The sequence below is a fragment of the Hyphobacterium sp. SN044 genome, assembly GCF_021864465.1.
Classification (GTDB): domain Bacteria; phylum Pseudomonadota; class Alphaproteobacteria; order Caulobacterales; family Maricaulaceae; genus Hyphobacterium.
In genome coordinates this window covers 229,625-245,196 of record NZ_JAKKUV010000006.1, presented here as the reverse complement: position 1 = coordinate 245,196, position 15,572 = coordinate 229,625, and the positions used below count along the sequence as shown (strand labels likewise).

General features: G+C 65.7%; 15 protein-coding genes. 11 read left to right on the top strand and 4 right to left on the bottom strand.

Going from position 1 to position 15,572, the window contains the following annotated elements; genetic code table 11:
* Window positions 1–193 precede the first annotated feature (193 nt).
* Window positions 194–1,945 (bottom strand): DUF885 family protein, encoded by a 1,752-nt coding sequence (locus L5876_RS10420; protein WP_236956292.1) that lies wholly within the window; start codon window positions 1,943–1,945, stop codon window positions 194–196.
* A 121-nt stretch (window positions 1,946–2,066) separates the two neighbouring features.
* Complete coding sequence (locus L5876_RS10415; RefSeq protein ID WP_236956291.1) at window positions 2,067–2,975, bottom strand: SDR family oxidoreductase; 909 nt, start codon at window positions 2,973–2,975, stop codon at window positions 2,067–2,069.
* A 242-nt stretch (window positions 2,976–3,217) separates the two neighbouring features.
* On the opposite strand from L5876_RS10415, the gene sdhC reads away from it, so the two are divergent.
* The 6 genes from sdhC to creD all read left to right on the top strand — a co-directional run bounded on the left by sdhC (window position 3,218) and on the right by creD (window position 8,844).
* Window positions 3,218–3,622: a succinate dehydrogenase, cytochrome b556 subunit gene (gene sdhC / locus L5876_RS10410; RefSeq protein WP_236956290.1), complete on the top strand. Its 405-nt coding sequence runs from the start codon at window positions 3,218–3,220 to the stop codon at window positions 3,620–3,622.
* Window positions 3,619–3,996 (top strand): succinate dehydrogenase, hydrophobic membrane anchor protein, encoded by a 378-nt coding sequence (gene sdhD / locus L5876_RS10405; RefSeq protein WP_236956289.1) that lies wholly within the window; start codon window positions 3,619–3,621, stop codon window positions 3,994–3,996. Before sdhC ends, sdhD begins: the two co-directional genes overlap by 4 nt.
* A gap of 22 nt (window positions 3,997–4,018) precedes the next feature.
* A complete protein-coding gene (gene sdhA / locus L5876_RS10400) occupies window positions 4,019–5,809 on the top strand; it encodes a succinate dehydrogenase flavoprotein subunit (RefSeq protein ID WP_236956288.1) in 1,791 nt (596 codons plus the stop codon).
* Window positions 5,809–6,456, top strand: a complete 648-nt coding sequence (locus L5876_RS10395; RefSeq protein ID WP_236956286.1) for a hypothetical protein — start codon at window positions 5,809–5,811, stop codon at window positions 6,454–6,456. Before sdhA ends, L5876_RS10395 begins: the two co-directional genes overlap by 1 nt.
* On the top strand, window positions 6,456–7,235 hold the full coding sequence (locus L5876_RS10390) for a succinate dehydrogenase iron-sulfur subunit (protein WP_236956284.1): 780 nt from the start codon (window positions 6,456–6,458) through the stop codon (window positions 7,233–7,235). The genes L5876_RS10395 and L5876_RS10390 overlap by 1 nt, the downstream gene beginning before the upstream one ends.
* 208 nt (window positions 7,236–7,443) lie before the next feature.
* Complete coding sequence (gene creD, locus L5876_RS10385) at window positions 7,444–8,844, top strand: cell envelope integrity protein CreD (RefSeq protein WP_236956282.1); 1,401 nt, start codon at window positions 7,444–7,446, stop codon at window positions 8,842–8,844.
* Window positions 8,845–8,962: 118 nt separating this feature from the next.
* Here creD and L5876_RS10380 read toward each other — a convergent pair whose 3' ends face one another.
* Window positions 8,963–9,814 (bottom strand): 1-acyl-sn-glycerol-3-phosphate acyltransferase, encoded by an 852-nt coding sequence (locus L5876_RS10380; protein ID WP_236956281.1) that lies wholly within the window; start codon window positions 9,812–9,814, stop codon window positions 8,963–8,965.
* 125 nt (window positions 9,815–9,939) lie between these two features.
* Here L5876_RS10380 and L5876_RS10375 point away from each other — a divergent pair, with 125 nt between their 5' ends.
* Window positions 9,940–10,509, top strand: coding sequence for a hypothetical protein (locus L5876_RS10375; protein WP_236956279.1), 570 nt, complete (start codon window positions 9,940–9,942; stop codon window positions 10,507–10,509).
* 69 nt (window positions 10,510–10,578) lie between these two features.
* Here L5876_RS10375 and L5876_RS10370 read toward each other — a convergent pair whose 3' ends face one another.
* Window positions 10,579–11,247, bottom strand: coding sequence for a hypothetical protein (locus tag L5876_RS10370; protein WP_236956278.1), 669 nt, complete (start codon window positions 11,245–11,247; stop codon window positions 10,579–10,581).
* Between the two features lie 391 nt (window positions 11,248–11,638).
* Here L5876_RS10370 and L5876_RS10365 point away from each other — a divergent pair, with 391 nt between their 5' ends.
* The 4 genes from L5876_RS10365 (at window position 11,639) to L5876_RS10350 (ending at window position 15,482) form a co-directional block, all read left to right on the top strand.
* Complete coding sequence (locus tag L5876_RS10365) at window positions 11,639–12,040, top strand: hypothetical protein (protein WP_236956276.1); 402 nt, start codon at window positions 11,639–11,641, stop codon at window positions 12,038–12,040.
* Window positions 12,037–13,452, top strand: a complete 1,416-nt coding sequence (locus L5876_RS10360) for an aminotransferase class V-fold PLP-dependent enzyme (protein WP_236956274.1) — start codon at window positions 12,037–12,039, stop codon at window positions 13,450–13,452. Before L5876_RS10365 ends, L5876_RS10360 begins: the two co-directional genes overlap by 4 nt.
* Before the next feature lie 168 nt (window positions 13,453–13,620).
* Window positions 13,621–13,902, top strand: a complete 282-nt coding sequence (locus tag L5876_RS10355; RefSeq protein WP_236956273.1) for a hypothetical protein — start codon at window positions 13,621–13,623, stop codon at window positions 13,900–13,902.
* Between the two features lie 83 nt (window positions 13,903–13,985).
* A complete protein-coding gene (locus L5876_RS10350) occupies window positions 13,986–15,482 on the top strand; it encodes a CoA-acylating methylmalonate-semialdehyde dehydrogenase (protein ID WP_236956272.1) in 1,497 nt (498 codons plus the stop codon).
* Window positions 15,483–15,572 lie beyond the last annotated feature (90 nt).

The window sequence follows — 15,572 nt, the reverse complement described above, 5'->3', positions numbered from 1 at the left end:
CGCCGGGGTCGTGCGCGCATTCGCGTGAAGCCGGACCTGCATCACCCAGCCCTCCGTCTCAACGCAACATAGGCTAGCCCAGCAACGATCGCTGGGGAATCAAAACAATCGTCCGAAACGAAACACGAAGGCGGGGGTCCAGATTTGCACTTGCTCTGGATTCCCGCCTTCGCGGGAATGACGTAGGGCGACCCTACTCCCCCTGTGCCGCGATCCACGCGGTCATGTGCGCGTCGAGGAAGTCGAGCGGCACGCCGCCATGTTCCAGCATCGCGTCATGGAAGGCGCGGATGTCGAATCCCTCGCCGAGCGCCTCTTCGGCGCGGGCGCGAAGATCGCGCATCAGAAGTTCGCCCGTCTTGTAGGCGAGGGCCTGACCGGGCCAGGAGATGTAGCGGCTGACCTCCGTGCGGACATTGTGCGGGGCGAGGGCCGAGTTTTCGAGGAAGCAGGCCTCGGCCTCTTCCCGCGTCCAGCCATACCAGTGGATGCCGGTGTCGACGACGAGGCGGCAGGCGCGCCACATCTCGTAGGTCAGGCGGCCGAAATTCTCGTAGGGCGTGGTGTAGAGGCCCATGTCGATGGCGAGATTCTCGGTATAGAGGCCCCAGCCTTCGCCGAAGGCCGTGATGTAGAGATTGCGGCGGAATTCCGGGACATCCTCCATTTCCTGCGACAGGGCGAACTGGTGGTGATGGCCCGGCACCGCCTCGTGCACGGTCAGTGACGGCAGGTTGTAAAGCGGGCGCTGGGTCAGATCGTAAGTGTTGACCATGTAGCCGCCCGCCACCCCGTTCTCGAGATCGCCAGGCCAGTAACGCCCCGTTGTGTAGTTCGGAGCCATCGAGGCGGGAACCGGACGTACGCCATAGGGCAGGCGCGGCAGGCGCCCAAAGAAGCGCGGCATCTGGTCGTCGGCCCGCTTGGCGATCCAGGCGGCCTGCATCAGCAACTCTTCTTCGGTCTCGGCATAGAATTGCGGATCGGTGCGCAGGAAGTGCAGGAATTCGGCGAAGCTGCCTTCGAAACCGACTTCCTCGATGATGGCGTCCATCTCGCCGCGAATGCGCTCGACCTCGGCCAGCCCGCGGGCATGGACTTCCTCCGGGCTGGTATCGAGCGTGGTGTGGTAGCGCACCAGCGTCTGGTAGAGGGCGCGGCCATCGGGAACTTCGGAGATGCCGAGGCTGTCGCGCGATCCGGGGATGTATTCGTTCTCGAACCAGTCGGCGAGTTCGCCATAGGCCGGCAGGACGGTGTCGCGAATGACGGCCAGACCCTGTTCGCGCAGCGCTTCGCGCTCGCCCTCGGGCATGCCGGCCGGCAGGTTCTCGAACGGGGCGTAGAAGTCGCTCTCCTCGGGCGCGGTTTGCGCGGTGGTGCGGATCTGGTCGAGCACGCCGGGAAGGATGTTGCGCGGCTGGACGAAGCCGGTCGCCAGCCCCTGTTCCATCCAGGCCTGGTTCTGATTGAGGAAGAGCGGGACGGCCTCGAGGCGCGCAATCCAGTCCTCGGCGTCGGCGCGGCTGCGCAGCCGGGTCGAGGCGGCGGTGTAGAGCGGACCGGTGAAGAAGCCGCTGTCATTGGTGAAGGGGATGCGCTCGAGGTGGAAGGGCGCCAGTTCGACCCGGTAGCGCAGAACATAGTCGAGCACGGCGTAGGAGACCTGGTCGTTCTCCGGCAGCGCCTCGGGGTCGATCGCTTCGAGCCGGTCGAGGAATTCCAGCTCAGCCTCGTTGCGGGCCTCGACATTGGCGGTCGAGAGATCGGCCCAGCGGCGGGCGGCGGCGCGGTCGCCTTCGCGTCCCTGGCCGACGGGATCACCCGAAGCCTCATGCGCTTCGAAATCGGCAACCAGTTCGGCGAAATCGTCGGCGGCGTCCGCCCAGACAGGCGCGGCAGGCAGGGTCAGGACCGCGAGGGCGGCCAGCATGGAACGGATCATGGAATACTCCCCGGCAAATCGTCTTTGCCGGGGAGGCTAGCCGATGGCATGGGCCGGCGTCAGCCCTTCTTCGTGTTTCAGACGCGTTTCAGACGCGTTTCAGACGCGTTTCAGGCGCGTTTCAGCCGTCCGAACGTTTCTCGTCAGACTGGCGATCGGTCCGGGCTTCGCCGCGATCTTCAGGCCTCAACCCGATCTGTTTCATCACCTGCGCATCGACGACTTTCTCGGGCAGCAAGCGCGGGATGGACCAGTTCATCAGGCGCTGCGGCACTTCGGCATAACGCACGCGCGGGCTGTCCGAGGTCAGCGCGTCGTGGACGCGGCGGCCGATATGTTCCGGCGGCAGGCCTTTCGGTCCGCGGTCCTGCATCCAGGCCATGACGCGCTTCATCGCCGGGACGTAGTCGGTATCGCTGTACTGTTCGACATCGATTTCCTCGGCCTTGTCCCAGATCGGCGTGGCGACCGCGCCCGGGCCGATGATGACGCAGCCGATTCCGTAGAGGCCGAGTTCCTTGCGAAGCGACTTGGTCAGGCCTTCGAGCGCGTGCTTCGACGCGGCGTAGGGGCCGACGAAGGGCATGCCCATCTTGCCCGCAACCGAGGACATCATGACGATGCGGCCCGGCTGGCCGATACGCCCGTCTTCCGCGCCCAGCAACGGGGCGAAGGCCTGGACAGTGCGCAGCACGCCCAGAACGTTGATGTCGAGCTGCTTGCTGACTTCGGCGATGTCGATGTGCAGGAGCGGGCCCGCGACCGCGATGCCGGCATTGCAGACGAGACCGTCGAGCGTCGACTGGCCGAGCGCGGCCCGGACCCGGTCGGCGGCGGCCTTCAGCGTCGCGGCTTCGGTCACATCCATCTTCAACGGCGTGACGCGGTCGCCGAATTCCGACTTCAGGCGCTGCGCATCCTCGTCCTTCCGGATGCCGGCAAAGACGTGAAAGCCCTTTTCGGTCAGGACTTTCGTGGTGGCGTGACCGATCCCGGTCGAGGCGCCGGTGACGACGGCGGTCTGGGACATGGCGTATTCCCTCCAGAGGCGAATGCCTCTCCAACCTAGCCCGTTCGCGGCGACTTGCCAGTCGGAAGCAAGCCGGACCGCGTGTGATCTGCACAGCAATGCTGCGGCTGCGTTGACCCTTGCCGTTCGAGGTCTATTCTCCGGCGCACCAAGTTTCGACCGGTGATTTGCCCCCGATCTGCCTCTGTGGGGACAGCCTTTGGGGGGCGGCTACCGGTCCCGACCGCGAAAGGGACGAAGCGATGGCGTCGGAGACCACCGATCCGCGTCCGCTCTCGCCGCACCTTCAGGTGTGGCGCTGGCACGCGACCATGCTCACCTCCATCCTCCACCGTGCGACCGGAATCGGGATGTATATCGGCACCGCGGCCCTGACCGTGTGGCTGGTCATGCTGGCGACCGGAACGAACGGGGCCGTCGGCTTCCTGTTCGAGGGCGCGATGGCCTGGGTGACGCGCATCGGCCTGATCCTCCTGACCTTCGCTGTGACCTTCCACTGGCTCAACGGGCTGCGCTTCCTGTTCTGGGATGCGGGCAAGGGCTTCGATCCGAAAGGGTCGAGCCAGCGCTCCATCATCATCCTTGGCGCGGCGATCGTGGTGACGCTCGGCTTCTGGGCCTTCCTGCTGACAGGAGGCGCGGCATGAGCCGGATGACGACACCCCGCAAGCGCGTGCGCGGTTTCGGCGCGGCCGGTTCGGGCACCGGGCATTTCCTGCAGCAGCGGGTCAGCGCCATCGCGCTCTTCGTGCTGATGCCGGTCTTCGCGATCAGCTTCGCCCTTTCGGGTGCACCCGATGCCGATGCGACGCGCGCCTGGCTCGGTTCGCCCTTCGGCGCGCTTGTCACGCTGCTGACGATGAGTGCGGCACTTTATCACGGCCGGCTCGGTGTCCAGGTCGTGATCGAAGACTACATCCACAAGACGACGACCAAGGCGGCGCTGCTCATCGCCAACACCTTCCTCGTCGCCGGGCTCTGGCTTGCCGGGGTCTACGCTCTTCTCACCTTAGCGCTCTAGGCGCGCTCCAGGACCGTATCCGATGTCGAAATACGAATGGATCGATCACACCTATGATGTCGTGGTTGTCGGGGCCGGCGGTTCCGGTCTCCGCGCTGCGCTTGGCGCCGCGCAAGCCGGTCTCCGCACCGCCTGCGTGACCAAGGTCTTCCCGACGCGTTCGCACACGGTGGCGGCGCAGGGCGGCATCTCGGCCAGCCTCGGAAACATGGGCGAGGACGACTGGCGCTGGCACATGTATGACACCGTGAAGGGGTCGGACTGGCTCGGCGACCAGGACGCGATCGAATATCTCTGCCGCCATGCGCCGGACGCGGTCTACGAGCTGGAACACTGGGGCGTGCCCTTCTCGCGGACCCCGGAAGGCAAGATCTACCAGCGCGCCTTCGGCGGCATGACGCGCAATTTCGGCGAAGGCCCGGTGCAGCGCACCTGCGCGGCCGCCGACCGCACCGGCCACGCCATCCTGCACACGCTTTACGGCCAGGCCGTGAAGCACCAGACCGAATTCTTCATCGAGTATTTCGCGCTCGACCTGATCATGGACGATGACGGCGCGTGCCGCGGCGTCACGGCGTGGAATCTCGAAGACGGCAAGCTGCACCGCTTCCGGGCGCAGACCGTCATTCTGGCCACCGGCGGCTATGGCCGCGCCTATTTCTCCGCCACCTCGGCGCACACCTGCACCGGTGACGGCAATGCCATGGTGCTGCGCGCGGGCCTGCCGCTGCAGGACATGGAATTCGTGCAATTCCACCCGACCGGCATCTATGGCGCGGGCGTGCTGATCACCGAGGGCGTGCGCGGCGAAGGCGGCTATCTGACCAATTCGGAAGGCGAGCGCTTCATGGAGCGCTATGCGCCGAGCGCGAAGGACCTTGCCAGCCGCGACGTGGTCTCGCGCTCGATGACGGTGGAGATCCGCGAAGGGCGCGGCGTGGGGCCGAAGGGCGACCACATCTATCTCCATCTCGACCACCTCGATCCCGACGTGATCCACCGCCGCCTGCCGGGCATTTCGGAAAGCGCGCGGGTGTTCGCGGGCGTCGACGTGACCAAGGAGCCGATCCCGGTCCTGCCGACCGTCCACTACAATATGGGCGGCATCCCGACGAATTATCACGGCGAGGTCCTGACCAAGAAAAATGGCGATCCGGACTGCGTCGTGCCGGGCCTGATGGCGGTGGGCGAAGCGGCCTGCGTCTCGGTGCACGGGGCGAACCGTCTGGGTTCCAACAGCCTGATCGACCTCGTCGTGTTCGGCCGCGCGGCCGGTCTGCGCGCGGCGGAAATCCTGGAAAGCGGCGCGCGCCAGCCGGAGCTGCCCTCGGGCGCGGGCGACAATTCGATCGCGCGCCTCGACAAGTTCCGCAATGCCAAGGGCGGCACGCCGACGGCGCAGCTGCGCGACCGCATGCAGCACGCCATGCAGACCAATTGCGCCGTCTTCCGCACCGGCGAGGTTCTGGACGAGGGCGTGAAGAAGATCGCCGAAGTCTATGCCGGACTGCCGGACATCGCGGTCAGCGACCGCACGATGATCTGGAATTCCGATCTCGTGGAGACGCTGGAATTCGACAACCTCATCGCCCAGGCCGCCGTGACGGTGAACGGTGCGGCGAACCGCACCGAGAGCCGCGGCGCGCACGCGCGGGAGGACTTCCCGGACCGCGACGACGAGAACTGGATGAAGCACACGCTTGCCTTCTTCGACACGGAAAGCGGCCAGGTCACGCTCGACGAGCGCCCGGTCCACACCTACACGCTGTCGAACGACATCAAGTATATCGAGCCGAAGGCACGGGTTTACTGATGATCCGCGCGCTCGCCGGTCTTGCCCTTGCTCTTGCCGTCAGCGCTTCGGCGCTGGCGCAGAACAACGGCCTGCCCGATGCGCGCCAGTCGGTCGTCTTCGTGAAGGCGGTCGCGGTGCGCGGGGTGGAGTGCGATCTGCTCGCCCGCTGGCAGGGCGCGGTGCTCTACTTCCAGGCCGGACGGGAAATGGCGCGCTTTTCCCCCGAAGAGCAGGAAGAGATCGCCACCGAGATCGAGATGCTGTCGGGCGAGATGGCGTGTGACGACACGGCGCTGGTCGGCTGGACGACGGGGGCCGCGCCGAATATCGAACGCGAAGTGCTGCCGCTCTATCTCGTCGGCTACCGCGCCATGGCCGAGCTCGACCCGCCGCTCGCCGACTTCATGGAACTGACCGACAATGCCGCGGGGCTGACGACCGTCGAGGCCCGGATCGCCGAGCTGCAGGAGGTGGTCACAACGCTTGAGGGCGGCGTGACCTGGGAGCAGTTCGACAATCGCATGCGCAACGGCGCGGCCGATATCGCGGCGGCCCTGCGCGGTGAGGAAAACACGCAATTCACGGCCGAAGAGGCCCGCCTGCAGATGCGTCACATCTCCGATGTCGCGCTTCTGTGGATTCAGGACCAGGCAGAGGACGAATAATGGTTCAGCTGACGCTTCCGAAGGGATCCCAGCCCAAGACGGGCAAGACCTGGCCGAAACCGGACGGCGCGGAAAAGACCCGCGAGTTCAAGATCTACCGCTATGACCCGGAAAGCGGCGAAGGGCCGCGCTGGGATCATTACACGGTCGATACCGGCGATTGCGGGCCGATGCTGCTCGACGCGCTGATCTGGATCAAGAACAAGGTCGACCCGACGCTGACCTTCCGCCGCTCCTGCCGCGAAGGCGTGTGCGGGTCGTGCGCAATGAATATCGGCGGGCGCAACACGATCGCGTGCACCAAGGGCATGGACGAGTTCTCCGGCACGATCACGATCGCGCCGCTGCCGCACCAGCCGGTGGTGAAGGATCTCGTGCCGGACCTGACCGATTTCTACGCCCAGCACGCCTATGTGCAGCCCTATCTCCAGACCGAGACGCCGGCGCCGGAAAAGGAATGGAAGCAGTCCGAAGAGGACCGCACCAAGCTCGACGGGCTCTATGAGTGCATCCTGTGCGCCTGCTGTTCGACGGCCTGCCCGTCCTACTGGTGGAATGGTGACAAGTATCTCGGCCCGGCGGCGCTGTTGCAGGCCTATCGCTGGATCGAGGACAGCCGCGACGAGATGACCGGCGACCGGCTCGATGCGCTGAACGATCCGTTCAAGCTCTATCGCTGCCACACGATCATGAATTGCGCGCAGGTCTGCCCGAAGGATCTCAATCCCGCTGAAGCCATTGCCGGCATCAAGCGGCATCTGGCGGAACGGGAAGCGTAGTACCGATGACGTTTCCCGGACGGCGAAGCCGTTCCGGGATCCAGACAGGACCCCGGTCTTCGCTACGCGAAACCGGGGAGCGTCGTTTTCGAATAATCCCGCTTTCCGCCGCAAACTTTCTCCGCATCGCCGCGTTCCCGCCCCGTGATCTCCCGATCCGGCGCGCCTGATCCCCGACCGTTATCCAACGGACAAGGGAGAGGGATGGATGACGGATCACTCCGTACAAACTGGTCAGACACGCATCGACCGCAGCCGGTCGATGGGGCTCAAACTCATACTCGTCGGCGCGCTGGTCGTGCTGCTCGGGGCGCCGTTGGCGCTCGTCAACCTGCTCGCCTGGGAGCGGGCCAACCGCGCCGAGACGGTCTCTGCCGAGGTCGGGGCCGCCTATGGCGGGGCGCAGGAAATGCGCGGACCCTTCCTGGTCCTGCCCTATGCGATCGACCGGGAGATCGAGGTGCGCGATGCCAATGGCCGCACGCGCCGGGAAATGCGCACGGTGACCGAGACGATCGTCTTGTCGCCCGACACGCTGCACCTGACCGGGGCGCTCGAAACCCGCATCCTGCACCGCGCCATCTATGACGTGCCGGTCTATGAGGCGGGCCTTCAGATGAGCGGGCGGTTCGATACCGGCGCGGCGGGCGACGTTCTGCCCGAGGGCGGGACGATCGACTGGTCCGGCGCGCGCATGATCTATGCGGTCAGTGATCTCAGGGGGATCGGCGAGGATTTCCGCGTTACCTTGTCAGGCCGGCGGACGCTGCGCTTCGAGCCGCAATCGGATTTCGACCGGCTGGGCCCGGACGGGGCGGCTTGGCGCGGCATGGCGGCGCCGGTCGCCAATCTTCGCCCCGGCGAGGCGTTCGACTTCGAGGGCGCGCTGCAGATTTCCGGGGCCGGGCGGTTCGCCCTGCTCGCTTCGGGCCGGGAGACGACGGCGGAAATGACCAGCGACTGGCCGCACCCGGGCTTTGACGGGCAATACCTGCCCGACACGCGCGAGATCGGATCGGACGGCTTCACCGCCAGATGGCGCGTTCCCTATCTGGCGCGCGGCGTGCCTGCGGCCTGGGTCGAAGGGCGCGGCTATACGCTGAACCAGGCGAGCACGGCGCTGTTCGCGGTCAATCTGGTGACCCCGGCGGACGGGTATGCGCAGGTCTCGCGCTCGCTGAAATACGCGCTGCTCTTCCTCGCCTTCACCTTGCTCATGTTCTTCCTGATCGAGGCCAATGGCGAACGCCCGGTCCATGCCGCGCAATACGGGCTGATCGGGCTGGCGCAGGTGGTGTTCTACCTGCTCCTGCTGGCGATGTCGGAACATCTGGGGGTTTGGGCGGCCTATGGCGTCGCGGCGCTGGCGACGATCACGCTGACGGCGGGTTATGCGCTGACTATCTTCCGTTCGCAGCCCCGCGCCATGGTGACCTTCGCCGGTCTGACACTGACCTATCTCGTGCAGTTCGTGCTGGTCCTCGTCGAGGACTACGCCCTGCTGATCGGATCGGGCCTCGTCTTCGCCGCGCTGGCCGCGACCATGTTCATGACCCGCAAGGTCGACTGGTACGGCATGACGGCGGGTGTCGAGGGGAAGGCGGCCTAGTTACTCCCCCTCACCCTGACGCGCGACCCTTTCAGGGCCGCACGTCTTTCCCTCTCCCTGCAGGGAGAGGGAGGGGACCCGTCCGAAGCATCAGCGAGGATGGGGAGGGTGAGGGGTCTCACCGCCAGGCCAGGTCTTCGCAGATCCGGCGCAGGTGATCGGTCGCTTCCGCCTCGCTGGCGGGCAGGGCTTTCGGGTCGACCGGCTCGCCGAAATTGAGGCGGTAGCGCGAGCCCTGCTTGTCCATGAAGCCCTGGAAGATCGTCATGTCCTTCAGCTCCTCATTCACCTGCGCGAGCGCGTAATAGAGGAAGGGCATATGCTGGTTCACCCCCAGCGGGATGATGGGCACGCCGAAGCGGCGGGCGAAGCTGACGCCGGTCGGCATCCACGGCTTTTCGCGCAAACCCCGGCGTGACCAGTCCCATTCCGCCATGCGCCCCGAGGGGAAGATCACCACGCAGCGCCCGGCATTGAAGGCTTCGAGCGCGGCGCGCAGCGTCTCCCGGGTGGAGTCGCGTCGGCGTTCGTTCTGGCGCCATTCCACCGGCAGGACCACATCGACGAGGCCGGGGCAGACCCGCAGCGCGTCGCGATTGGCGAAGAAGCAGAGATCAGGGCGGCGCGACTTGAGCGCCTGCCAGACGGCGACGCCGTCGGCGATGCCGCCCGGGTGGTTGGCAATGACGACACAGCCGCCGCTTTCCGGCACTGCCTCGACACCGGTCGGCTCGATCGCCAGTTCGAGAAAGTCGATCGCCCAGTCGAGCGTCTCGACGCCGCGGAGGTTCGCGATCTCGTCGGCCATGGCGCGGGCGCGGCGATAGCCGAGCGCGGGATAGGCGAGTGACTTGACCGCCCGCCAGACGCGCGGCCGTTGCATCAGGCGCGGGGCGCGTTCCTCGATCAGCACATCGACGATGTGCTGGTCACCGGGGTCGCGCGGGACGGGATAGCGATAGTCGTTCACGGCCTCACATTGCGCGCCGCCGCGCCGGGCGCAAGGCCTCAATCGTTAACGAAATCCTACCACTTGGCATCGCGGTTGCGACGGAAGGATCAGGCATTAACGACCTGTTCACGATTGGGACGACGATGGCAGTTCTCGACGCGGTACACACTCCTTCGCTCTTCGACCGGCTGACGGCACCGCTGAAGCGGTTCCAGCGCAATGTGAAGCGCCGCCACGGCCCGTTCGATGCGGCGCTGGCCGACTTCCTCGGCGATGCAGTTCGGCCGGGCGACAAGGTGTTGCAGATCGGGGCGAATGACCGCGCGGCCATGACCTTCCTCGATCGCGGGGCCTTCCATTTCCTCATCGCCCAGGCGGTAAATGCCGAGGCGGTGGAAAACCTGTGCCAGGCCGAAGGGATTTCCGCCGAACGGCTGCGCGTCTTCGCCAGCGTCGCGGCGTCGGAAAACGCGGGCAAGGTCGATGCGGTCTATCTCGCGCCGACACCGGGCTTCGCCGCGCTCGCCGCGCATTTCCGCCACGCCGCGCAGCGCCTGAAGACCGGCGGTATCCTGTTGCTTGACGGGGCGGATACGGTCGAAGGCGGCAAGCTCTATGACGCGCTGCATGCCGATCTTGGCTGGCGGCTGGACGAGGTGATCTCCGGCAAGGTCGCCGTCTTCCGCAAGACGGCGGCGCTCGCCGCAGCCTGACGGCAGGCCTTTACCGAAGGGGATTGCAACCGCTCCTGTCATCCGGCAGGAGCGGTTCGTGTTTGCGGGCTACTGACCGGTCGGGCGGCTGGTACCGACGCCGGGCTGGATCACGTCCTGAAGATTGATCTCCCGTTCGCGGCGCATCGGCGAGGTCAGATCGCGGCATTCCGGACCGGCCTGTGCGGTGTCGAGCGGGCGGGGGAAAAAGTCGGCGGCGGCCTCGACCGCGGCGGCGCGTTCGGCGTCGCTGGCATTGGCGGCGATGGCGTCGCTCGTGGTCTGCGGCAGGCGGGTCAGGCCAAGGGCCTGATCGCGGTTGTTGGTGCGGTAGATCGCCGACCAGCGCGCCGCCTCGGCGGTGTTTCCCATGCGGTGATGGCGGATGGCCAGCTCGGCCTGGCTGGCGGCCCAGCCGGTATTGGCCGCGATTTCAAGCGCTTCGAAGCCTTCGGCGCGGAAGGCCTCGGCCTCGGCCGCAGCGGTTCCGGGTGCCTCGGCGGTGTCGAGCGCCAGCACGCCGAGATCATGCCAGGCGACCTCATAGCCGCGCCCGAAGGCGGCCGAACATCGATAGGCCGCAAGCGCCGTGGCGACATCGCCGTTGCGCTGGGCGCGTTCGGCGCGGGCATAGGCCATTTCGCCGCCCGTTCCGGCGCGCATGTATTCCGGCCGATTGCTTCCGGCACAGGCAGCGAGGGAGAGAAAGAGTGCCAGAAGCGGGACAATACGGATCATCGGACAACCTTTGCGCCGGAACGGTTCGGCAGGAGTGTAACGCGGGGAAACGCGTCTGTCCGGCGGTGATTGCTGAAGTTTGGGGGGAAGCGTCAACCTTCGCTGCTTCTTCCCCTCGCCCCCCATTTGAGGGAGAGGGTGGCGCGCCTGGCCCCGCGAAGGCGGGGCAAGCGCCGGGTGAGGGGGCAGACTCCCTCGTCTGACTAAGGAGCAGAACCCCTCATCCGCCCTGACGGGCACCTTCTCCCCTTCAACAAGGGGAGAAGGGAAAACGTCATCCCGACGGACGTCGGGATCCAGAATTTCGGGTGTTCTGGATTCCGGCTTTCGCCGGAATGACGTTGTGAGTTTCGAGCGGACAGCGCTATGAAATGAGGCAAGGAGACCACGTTTGAGAACGCTTGAATCCATAGCCCTTCGGTTGCGCCGTAACACCAGTCACTATTTTCGAATCGATGAAATGTGTGACTCGGTACCACAAGGCCTCGGTGAATACTTGGGGTCGTACTGGCTGACAAACGCCGATCGTCCGTCATGGAGCTTGTTCGAATTTGGCGCATTCAAGCCTTCTAATGGTCGATCCGTTCTTTTTGCGGACGCCAAACGATTGTTGCCCGCGCAACTCTCAAGCGACGACAAACTGCTCCACTTCAGCCCGACGCTTGTCTTCCTTCACCAGCCAGTCTTCTGCTTCGAGTGTGCCACGCGCGAAATTGGCGAGTTAAATCATGGCTGGGCGATCCGGGATGCAGTTCTCGATCTCATGCAACGCGGCCGGAACGAAGTGATATGAAACCCGAAGACTTCCGCGAGCACGCGCACACCGTTTCCGACTGGATGGCGGAGTATCTGGAAACGATCGAGACGCGGCGCGTCCGCTCGGACGCGAAGCCCGGCGACATTCTGAAACAATTGCCGGAAGCCTGTCCGGAGACGGGTGAGGCGTTCGAGACGATCTTCCGGGACTTTCAGGACATCATCCTGCCGGGCATGACCCACTGGCAGCACCCGCGCTTCTTCGCCTATTTCAATGCCAATGCCTCGCCGCCGAGCGTGCTGGCGGAAATGCTGACCGCCGCCATGGCGGCGCAATGCATGCTGTGGGAGACGTCGCCGTCAGCCGCCGAGCTGGAAGACCGGATGACGGTCTGGCTCAGGGATTTGCTCGGTCTGCCGGGCGGCTGGATGGGTTCGATCCAGGATTCGGCCTCGACGGCGACACTGTGCGCCATCATCGCGGGGTGCGAGCGCGCGACCGGCGGGCGCTTCTCCGATGAAGGGCTGGCCGGCGGGCCGCGGCTGGCCGTCTATACGTCGAGCGAAGCCCACTCCTCGGTGGAGAAGGGTGCGCGCATCGCCGGGCTGGGGCGGGCGAATGTGCGCAAGATCGCGGTCGATGCCGACTTCGCGATGGACCCGGATGCATTGAAAGCCGCCATCGCCCGGGACCGGGAGGCGGGGATCGTCCCGGCCTGCATCGTCGCCAGTTTCGGCGCGACCGGGCTGGGCTCGATCGATCCGATCAAACCCATCGCCGCGATCGCGCGGACGGAGGGCATCCATCTCCATGTCGACGGGGCGTGGGCGGGCAGTGCGCTGATCCTGCCGGAGGTGCGAGCGCTGGCCGTGGGGCTCGAACACGCCGACAGCTTCGTCTTCAACCCGCACAAATGGCTGTTCACGAATTTCGACTGTTCGGTCCTCTATCTGAAAGACCCGAAGACGCTGGCGCGCGCCCTGTCGCTGACCCCGGCCTATCTGGAATCCGTGCCGACAGGCGAAAGCCCGGACTACCGTGACCTGACCGTGCCGCTGGGGCGGCGCTTCCGGGCGCTGAAACTGTGGTTCGTCCTCAGGAGCTATGGCGCGGAAGGGCTCAGGCAGAAGATCAGCAGCCACATCGCCTTCACCGGCAAGCTGGCGGGGATGATCGCGGCTGATCCCGATTTCGAACTTGTTTCCGGGCCGCGTCTGGCCCTGCTCGGTTTCCGCTTTCTGCCGCAGGGCGTCTCCGATCCGGCGGAGATCGACCGCGCGAATGAAGCCCTCGTCGCGCGCATCAATGACGACGGGCGCACCTATCTGACGAAGACGCGGGCCAATGGCCGCACCGTGATCCGCTTCGTGATCGGCCAGACACACACCGAATGGCGCCATGTCGCAGAGGGCTGGGCTGTGGTGCGGGAGTTGGCGGGGGTGGGGTGACCGTCATCCCGGCGGACGCCGGGATCCAGTCTCGCCGACGCTCTGGATTCCGGCTTTCGCCGGAATGACGTTTAGTGTGACGCTCCCCGGTTTCGCGTGAGCGAAGACCGGGGTCCAGACTGGATCCCGGACCGGCTTCGCCGTCCGGGAGGCGTCAGAGGGGCCAAGATGTCCGACAAAAGCGGATTTGTATGGGTGTTCATCGCGGAAGGCGCGACATTTCCCTGTGGTGTGTTTTCGAGCCATTCAGACGCGGAATCAGCAATCCACGCACGCTCGCTAACCGGTGTTCTGACCGAGTATCCCATCGGAGCGCTGACATATGATTTTGCGGTCGATGCCGGTTGGTTCGAAGCGGCCGAAAAGTTTGAGACGAACCCACGGCGCATCGGGAAATTCACATCGCAGCACCAACGCCACTTTCACTATGAGAATGGACGGCCCCGGTAAGCCGATCTCACCCGCGCATTTGACCTCGGACCCGCGCGGCGCGATATGAGCGCCAACAGTTCAGCCATCCATCGGAGAGCGGCATGCGCGAGATTCACCACTTCATCGGCGGCAAGAGCGTCGCGGGGTCTACCGGGCGCTGGGGCGATGTCTACAACCCGTCGACCGGCGAGGTTCAGGCCCGCGTCCAGTTCGCCGACGCCGGCGAAGTCGGGCAGGCCGTCGCCAAGGCCGCCGAGGCGCAGCGCGAATGGGCTGCGATGAACCCGCAGCGCCGCGCGCGCGTCCTCTTCAAGTTCAAGGACCTGGTCGAGGCGGAGATGGACTCGCTCGCCGAGCTCCTCTCCTCCGAGCACGGCAAGGTGATCGCCGACGCCAAGGGCGACGTGATCCGCGGCCTGGAAGTGATCGAGTTCGCCTGCGGCGTGCCGCACCTGATGAAGGGCGAATACACCGAGAGCGCGGGTACGGGCATCGACGTCTATTCGATGCGCCAGCCGCTCGGCGTGGTCGCCGGCATTTCGCCGTTCAACTTCCCGGCCATGATCCCGATGTGGTTCATGGGCATGTCAATTGCGACCGGCAATGCGCTGGTCCTGAAGCCGTCGGAAAAGGACCCGTCAGTGCCGGTTCGCCTCGCCGAACTGTGGAAGGAAGCGGGTCTGCCCGACGGCGTGATGCAGGTCGTCCACGGCGACAAGGAGGCGGTCGACGCCCTCCTGCACCACCCGGAAATCCGGGCGGTCAGCTTCGTCGGCTCGTCCGATATCGCCCACTATATCGCGCGCACCTGTACCGAGCAGGGCAAGCGTTTCCAGGCGATGGGCGGGGCGAAGAACCACGGCATCATCATGCCCGACGCCGACATGGACCAGGTGGTGAAGGACATTGTCGGCGCGGCCTTCGGCTCGGCCGGAGAGCGCTGCATGGCGCTGCCCGTTGCCGTGCCGGTCGGAAAGAAGACGGCGGACGAGTTTGTCGAACGCATGATGGAAGCCGCGCAGGGCCTCAATCTCGGCGTTTCGACCGATCCCGACGCGCACTACGGCCCGGTGGTCTCCGCCGCGCACAAGAAGCGCATCGAGGAGTATATCCAGATGGGCGTCGACGAGGGCGCGGAACTGAAGCTCGACGGGCGCGGATTCACGCTGCAGGGCCACGAGAAGGGCTTCTTCATCGGCCCGACGATCTTCGACCATGTGAAGCCGGGCATGAAGTCCTACGAGGAAGAGATTTTCGGCCCCGTGCTTCAGGTCGTGCGCGCCAATGATCTCGAAGAGGCCGCCGCCCTGCCGAGCCAGCACCAGTATGGCAATGGCGTCGCCATCTTCACCCGCAACGGCCTCGCCGCACGCGAGTTCGCCGCGAAGGTGAATGTCGGCATGGTCGGCATCAATGTGCCGATCCCGGTGCCGGTCGCCTATCACACCTTCGGCGGCTGGAAGCGCTCGGCCTTCACCGACACCAACCAGTACGGCACCGAGGGCATCCGCTTCTTCACCAAGATCAAGACGGTGACCCAGCGCTGGCCGAGCGGCGATATCGGCGACCAGGCCTTCGTCATCCCGACGATGCAGTAAGGAATCTCCCTACCAATGTTGACGTCTCCCGGACGCCCGGAGGGGCGATCCGGGATCCAGTCCGGACCCCGGTCTTCGCTGCGCGAAACC